This is a genomic window from Pelomicrobium sp., from assembly GCF_036803785.1.
Lineage (GTDB): Bacteria > Pseudomonadota > Gammaproteobacteria > Burkholderiales > UBA6910 > Pelomicrobium.
The window spans coordinates 1-6,607 of the sequence record NZ_DAIRTR010000150.1 but is presented as its reverse complement, the minus strand read 5'-3'; the positions used below and the strand labels follow the sequence as shown (position 1 = coordinate 6,607).

At 63.4% G+C, this 6,607-nt stretch carries 7 protein-coding genes; 1 reads left to right on the top strand and 6 read right to left on the bottom strand.

The genetic code is table 11. The features are described from left to right. The coding region (locus V7Q81_RS13750) for an adenylosuccinate synthetase (RefSeq protein WP_333844324.1) at nucleotides 1–499 on the top strand (499 nt) is incomplete at its 5' end. Between the two features lie 39 nt (nucleotides 500–538). Here V7Q81_RS13750 and V7Q81_RS13745 read toward each other — a convergent pair. From V7Q81_RS13745 to V7Q81_RS13720, 6 genes are all read right to left on the bottom strand, one after another. Beyond that, nucleotides 539–919: a DsrE family protein gene (locus V7Q81_RS13745; protein ID WP_333844322.1), complete on the bottom strand. Its 381-nt coding sequence runs from the start codon at nucleotides 917–919 to the stop codon at nucleotides 539–541. Between the two features lie 11 nt (nucleotides 920–930). Further along, entirely contained in the window at nucleotides 931–1,344 is a 414-nt protein-coding gene (locus V7Q81_RS13740) for a DsrE/DsrF/TusD sulfur relay family protein (RefSeq protein ID WP_333844319.1), read from the bottom strand. Nucleotides 1,345–1,357: 13 nt separating this feature from the next. Next, nucleotides 1,358–1,684: a DsrE family protein gene (locus tag V7Q81_RS13735; protein ID WP_333844317.1), complete on the bottom strand. Its 327-nt coding sequence runs from the start codon at nucleotides 1,682–1,684 to the stop codon at nucleotides 1,358–1,360. A gap of 59 nt (nucleotides 1,685–1,743) precedes the next feature. Then, nucleotides 1,744–3,456: an assimilatory sulfite reductase (NADPH) hemoprotein subunit gene (gene cysI, locus V7Q81_RS13730; protein ID WP_333844314.1), complete on the bottom strand. Its 1,713-nt coding sequence runs from the start codon at nucleotides 3,454–3,456 to the stop codon at nucleotides 1,744–1,746. Then, entirely contained in the window at nucleotides 3,456–5,264 is a 1,809-nt protein-coding gene (locus V7Q81_RS13725; RefSeq protein WP_333844310.1) for an assimilatory sulfite reductase (NADPH) flavoprotein subunit, read from the bottom strand. The genes cysI and V7Q81_RS13725 overlap by 1 nt, the downstream gene beginning before the upstream one ends. A gap of 466 nt (nucleotides 5,265–5,730) precedes the next feature. Continuing rightward, nucleotides 5,731–6,294 (bottom strand): MarR family winged helix-turn-helix transcriptional regulator, encoded by a 564-nt coding sequence (locus V7Q81_RS13720; protein WP_333844307.1) that lies wholly within the window; start codon nucleotides 6,292–6,294, stop codon nucleotides 5,731–5,733. Between the last annotated feature and the right edge of the window lie 313 nt (nucleotides 6,295–6,607).

Genomic DNA, 6,607 nt, shown 5'->3' with positions numbered 1-6,607 from the left:
AGCATACACCACCCGGGTGGGGGGTGGTCCCTTTCCCACCGAGCTGATCGACGACACAGGGCGGCATCTGGCGGCTCGGGGCAACGAGTTCGGCGCCACCACCGGTCGTCCCCGACGCTGTGGCTGGTTCGATGCAGCGGCGCTCAAGCGCTCCATTCAGATCAACGGCGTGTCCGGATTGTGCGTCACCAAGCTGGACGTGCTGGACGGGGTGGAGAAGCTGCGGCTCGCGGTGGGCTACCGTGTCGGCGAGCGCCGCTACGACCTGCTGCCGGCCGGTGCGGACGCGCTGGCAGAATGCGAGCCTATCTACGAGGAAGTGCCGGGTTGGAAGGAGAGCACCGTGGGGCTGAAGCGTTTGGAGGAGCTGCCGAAGGCGGCGCGTAACTACCTGGCCCGGATCGAGGCCATCTGCGGCGTGCCGGTGGATATCATCTCGACCGGGCCCGAGCGGGAGGAAACCATCGTGCTGCGGCATCCTTTCCAGGCGGCTGCCTGATCGGCGCTCGCGCCGGAAACCGCTCCGCTGGCGGGGCGGCTACCAATGCCAGATCTGGTCGTATTTTCCGAGCAGGGTGGCGATGCCGATACGCGAGATGGCGGTAAGGCCTTCGATCAGATCTGCCTGGTCGATTCCCCGCTCGGTCAGGTCCTCGGACACGATGTAGACGTGTACCCCTTTCGCCACCAGCTTGCCCAGGTCGTCGGCGATGCGAGGCGGCTGCGTTTGCACCTCCGTGCCGAAAGCGAGCCCCGAGGCGTCCTGATTTTTTACGCCGTAGCTGACCGCGTTGCCACGGAGCAGCACGTCCAGATCGGCGCCAGCATTCTTCATCGCATGGGTGAGCCATACGATGGTATCGTCCTGCTCTTCAAGGGTTGCGCGGTAGGCCGTTTCGATCACGTTGAGCACCTTCATCGCCCTTCTCCTTACTTCGTCGGGATGACCAGGGTATTGTCAGAGGCCTCGGCCATTTTCCAGAAGTCGGCTGGGCTCCCGCGGCGTACCCCCTCGATGGCTTCGCCCACACCCCGCTCATCGACGCACAATCCGCAGTTCACCCAGTCAAGGCGGCCGCCGTTTTCCTTGGCCTCCTTGATCAGAGCGGCGATCCACTTACGCGGCAACGGGTGGTTCTCCTCCTCGACGTCCCGGCCGTGCACGGCGTTCGCGTGGGGTGTTTGCTTGGCGAAGGGCAGACAGACGGCACCTTCGTAGGCAAACACGTTGATCTGGTAGCCGCGCCGGGCCGCGATGGCGATCAGCCGCAGCGCCGTGGTGCTGCGGGCGCTCTCGTAAGGGGGGTCCATCAGGGCAAAGGTCAGGGTTTTGCGAGTCGCCATGGTCCTGCTCCTTTCAATGCCAGAAGGTCTTGGTGCCGGCGGCGAGCTCGTCGACTACTACCTCCAGGTCCGCTACCGCCACCCCCTCCACGATCTGGTCCGCAGGAATACCCCGCTCCCGCAGGGAAAACCCGTCTGCGAGCACTTTCACCCCAGCACGCACGGTCTCCGAAAGGCCCGGGCTGTGCGCACTGCGACGGACCGGCAGCACGCCGTTCTGGACGAGAAACAGGGTGACTGGGTTGCCTTCTCGCGCCAGGTCCCGCGCGAGCTGGTAGTAATTGGAGACGTCGTTGCTATCGAAGGGATCCCGCGATTCGATCAGCAGATAATTGGCCATGCGTTTCTCCTTTGGATTCGATGGCAGAGCATCGTTAGCGCAGTAGCTGGATAGCTTGCTCAGCGCAAGTCGTGGAACTGCCTTCCGGCATGCACTGGCTTCACGTAGCCCGCGCGCACGACGAAGTCGCCGAATCGCTCGCCCGGATTTCGGCCTTCGGCGTAATGTTCGAAAAGGCGAGCGAGGACTTCTACAACTTCGTCCTCAGACAGGTTTTCCCGGTACAGCCGGTTGAGCCGTTCCCCGGTGAAACCTGCCCCCAGATAGAGGTTATAGCGGCCCAGGCTCTTGCCCACGAGTCCGATCTCTGCCAGATACGGCCGGGCGCAGCCGTTGGGGCATCCTGTGACCCGCAGCAGGATGGGCAGCTCCTGGAGACCGAGTCTATGCAATAGCCCTTCCAGGCGCCCTACCAGGGTTGGAAGCCAACGCTCGGCCTCCGCCATGGCGAGACCGCAGGTGGGCAGGGCGACGCAGGACAGGGCGTTGAGCCGCAAGGCGCCCAGGGTTTGGGGCAGCCGCACGCCGTGGGCCTGCAGGATCTGATCGAAGGCATCCTTGTTGGCAGGCCTGACGCGGGCCACCGTCACGTTCTGGTTGGCGGTCAAGCGAAAATCCCCGTCGTGCCTGCGGGCGATCTCCCGCAACGCGGTCATGAGTCGCACCTCCGCGGTGTCCTGAACGCGCCCGCTCATCACGAACAGGCTGAGGTGCCAGTTTCCTTCCCGATCTTGGAACCAACCGAAAGAATCGCCGGTTGACTCGAAGCGGAACGGGCGAGGTGTCTCCAGGCGCCAGCCGAGACGCTTCTCCAGCTCCTCCCGGAACCAACCGACCCCCCGATCGTCGAGGGTGTACTTGAGCCGGGCGTGTTTGCGGTTGGTGCGGTCCCCATAGTCTCGTTGGATCTTGACCACCTGCTCCGCCACTTCCACCGCCTTCTCCGGCGGGCAGAAACCGATCACTTCCGCGAGCCGCGGATAGGTGGCCGGCTCTCCGTGGCTCATTCCCATGCCTCCACCCACCGCCACGTTGAAACCGAGAAGCCGTTCGTCCTCGGCGAGGGCGATGAAGCCGAGATCCTGGGCGAAGACGTCCACGTCGTTGACGGGGGGCACGGCGAGTCCGATCTTAAACTTCCGCGGCAGATAGGTGGGTCCGTATAGGGGCTCGTCCTCAGGCGGCGCATCAGGCGCGGGTTTTTCGTCCAGCCAAATTTCCCGGTAAGCCCGGGTACGGGGCAGAAGGTAATCGCTGATGGCCCGGGCGATGCGGTGGACTTCCCCGTGCACCGGCGTGAGGTAGGGGTTATTGTGGCAAATGACGTTGCGGTTGACGTCGCCACAGGCGGCGATGGTGTCGAGCAGCGCTCGATTGATGCCGGCGATCAAAGGTTTCAGATGGCGTTTCAACACGCCGTGAAACTGGAAGGTCTGGCGTGTGGTGATGCGCAACGTCCCGTTGGCGTAGGTGCGGGCAAGTTCGTCCAGGGCCAGCCATTGAATGGGCGTGCACACGCCCCCGGGCATCCTGACCCGCACCATGAAGCAATAGGCGGGCTCCAGCTTCTGGCGCTGGCGCTCCAGGCGCAGGTCTCGATCGTCCTGCTGGTAGCTACCGTGGAACTTGAGCAGCTTGGCATCCTCTTCGGAGATCGCGCCGGTGACGGGATCCTCCAGGCCGATGGCGATGGTGCCCCGCAGGAAATTGCTCGTCGCTTTGAGTGCCTCCTCGGCGGCGAGCGTGAGGCCGGAAGTCGAGGGTTCGCCCATCAGTACACGTCCCGCTGATAACGGCCGGCCGCCTGCAGCTCCTTTACGTAGGCGACAGCATCTTCCCGCGTGCGGCCGCTGGCGCTACGTACCGCTTCGATCAGAGCTTCATGGACATCGGGGGCCATGCGGCTCGCGTCTCCGCACACGTAGAAGTGGGCACCCTCCTCGAGCCACGCGTAAAGCGTGCGGCTTCGATCCAGCAGGCGGTGCTGCACATAGTCCTTGTTGACACCGTCCCGGGAAAAAGCGACGTCAAGCTGCAGGAAGCCTTGGCGGCGGTAGTCCAGCCACTCCCGCTGGTAGAGGAAATCGGTGCGGAAGTGGCGCTCGCCGAAGATCAGCCAGTTGTGGCCCCGCGCCCCCCTTGCTTGACGAGCCTCGACGAAGGCCCGAAAGGGGGCGATCCCGGTACCTGCTCCCACCATGATGATGGGAGTGTCAGGATCGGCCGGCAGGCGGAAGTTGTCGTTGGGGTGAACATAGACGGGCACGGTATCCGTCTCAGCGACCCGCTCTGCCAAGAAAGTGGACGCCACACCTTTGCGGGCCCGCCCGCGGGCTTCGTAGCGCACCACCCCCACAGTAAGATGCACCGTATCGGGATCGACCTCGTAGCTGGAGGCGATGGAATAGAGCCGCGGTTGCAAGGGGCGCAATACCTTCAGGAATTCTTCTCCCTTCAGGCCCCGTACCGGGTAGGCCTGGAGCACGTCGATGATCTCGCGCCCGGCCAGAAATTCCCTGAGCCGGCCCTGATTTTCCTCCTGGAGGAGCGCCAGCAGCTCGGTTGCTCCGGAAAGAGCGGCCCAGCGCTCGAGGAAAAGACGGGTGAGGGTGGTGATCTCGTAATCGCGAGCGAGCGCTTCCGCAAGGCTCGCCTCGCCGCCCTTGGACAAGGCGACCTGCTCGGCACCGTCGAGCCCTAGCGTTGCTAGGATCTCCTCCACCAGCACGGAGCAGTTGCGCGGGGCCACCCCCAGGGCATCGCCAGGTTGGAAGACGAGCCCCGAGCCTTCGATCGCCAGCTCCAGGTGGCGCACATCCTTGGTGGAGCCCCGGCCGGTGATCTTGATGTTGTCCGCGACTCGCGCCGGGTAGGGATTGTTCCGCGTGTGGACTGGCTCGGCTTTCTCCGCCGGCTGAATCGCCGGCCAGGAAAGCGCGGGAATCGGTGCCGGGAGCGGGCCCATTTCCTTGCCGAGACGCTCGACCACGGCCTCGATCCAGGCCGCCGCCGTCCCTTCGAAATCGACGTCGCACTCGGCAAGGGGATAGAGACGCCGCGCCCCCAGGGCCTCCAGGCGGGCGTCGAAATCCCGGCCCGTCTGGCAGAACCGTTCGTAGCCCCGGTCGCCCAGCGCGAGCACGGCATACCGTAGCTCTGCTAGCCGCGGGGCACGCTCGCTCAAGAGGAATTCGTGGAAGTCTCTGGCGTTGTCCGGAGGCTCGCCCTCCCCGTAGGTGCTGGTGACGATCAGCAGATGCCGTTCGGCTTTGAGCCGGCTTTTCTTGTAGGCGCCGAGGTCCTCCACTTTGGCCCGCAAGCCCGCTTGGGCCAGCTTTTCCTGCAGTCGACGAGCCAGTTGCCGGGCGTTGCCGGTCTGAGAACCGAATAGGATCGTCACTTCGGACTGAATCGCGGTCGCGCCCGTTGGCGCGGGGAAAGCACGGTGGCCGACCGACAGCCCGGCCAGGTAGCCGCTGATCCATGCAGCTTGTTCTGGGGACAGCCCTTCCAACAGTCGGCCGAGGAGCTCGGCTTTCTCCTGGCTCAGCGGTGTGGTCAGATCATCCAGTCGGCTCATGCTCAGTGCTCGAAAGTGGATGCGAGCAAGCCTGATCAGGATAAACGCAAGATATATAATTTCAAAGAATAGAGATTTATTTTTTTATTCCTTTTTGGAATTATTTAAACCATCCCGCGGAAAGCATGCTTTCCTTTAGTGGTGATGCGTCAGCGAATTTGAAGGGCGAGGGACCGACGCGGGGAATGGAGGCTCTCGCTGGAGGAGCGTCGTAATCCCCTACCAAGCCGTTGGGGCGAGGAATGCGAAAAGGGATTCGGGAAAGGCAGGCCTATGCTTGTCAGATATGGCGCTGAGATTGGATGCGCTGCCGGCCTTGGGAATCGACTCCCTATGCAAGTTGCCAGGAGGCTGGAACGGGAAAAGGATGCCTGCTTCCGCCTTGAGTTGGTTATTCTCCCCGCGAATCACGAGGGTCCGGCTGTGGTGCAGCGCCCGATTCAGTATCCCGTGGCGGCTACCGCTTTTATTTGCTCTCGCGGCGCAATGAGCGCGCAGGGCGCTCCGGCGCCGTACGGCTTACCGATCGGTCGCGGAGCAGGGAATCACGTGCTGAGCTGGGCGCTTTCTGCGGCACCGGGTGCCTTGCCTCCCGTTGCGGACCTCCACGCTGGCGGCCCCGGCTGGCGGTCGCATGGGTGATCCGCTGTAGCAACTCCGCCAGCTGGGGGCCGATCCGGCGTAACTCTTCTTGGTGCACCTCGGCAAGGCGCTCGAGCAGGCGATGACCATTAGTCGTCAGTCGCAGGTGGACCCTCCTGCGGTCGATGGGAGAGGGCACGCGCTCAATTAAGCCACGACCGCTCAGCCGATCGACGAGACCGACCGCGCTGTTGTGGCGGATCAACAGCTCCTGCGCCAGATCGTTGATCGTCAAAAGCCGCTCCGGTGCTGCCGCCCGCAGCGCGAGCAGCACCTGGTAGTGCTGGGCGGTAAGACCGGCCTTCTCCGCTGCCGATTCACTGAAGCGCATAAAACGGCGCAGGGCACGGCGAAACTCCGCCAGCAGCCGATAGTCGTCGGCTTCCAAGTGAGGCATGTCTGCTGGCGCTCGCTCAGGCACGACCGTTCGTTCCAATAGGTTCAATGGGTTGGAGCTTTGTTGACATTATGTCGTATTGCGACTAAGATAACATATATCGTACTACGATATATATGCCGCCGGAAAATGGGTGCCTTCCGCACGACCCGACGCCCTAGGCGAGCGCCCTTTGCAAACTCCCCATGGGCAGGTGCTCTGCGGGCATTCTGTCGGCCCGAGTTGGGCCGTCCAGTCAAAAGCCATATCGAGCCCCTGGGAAGAGACAGGCAAAGTGAGGGTGCCAGAAGATCATGCTCTACTG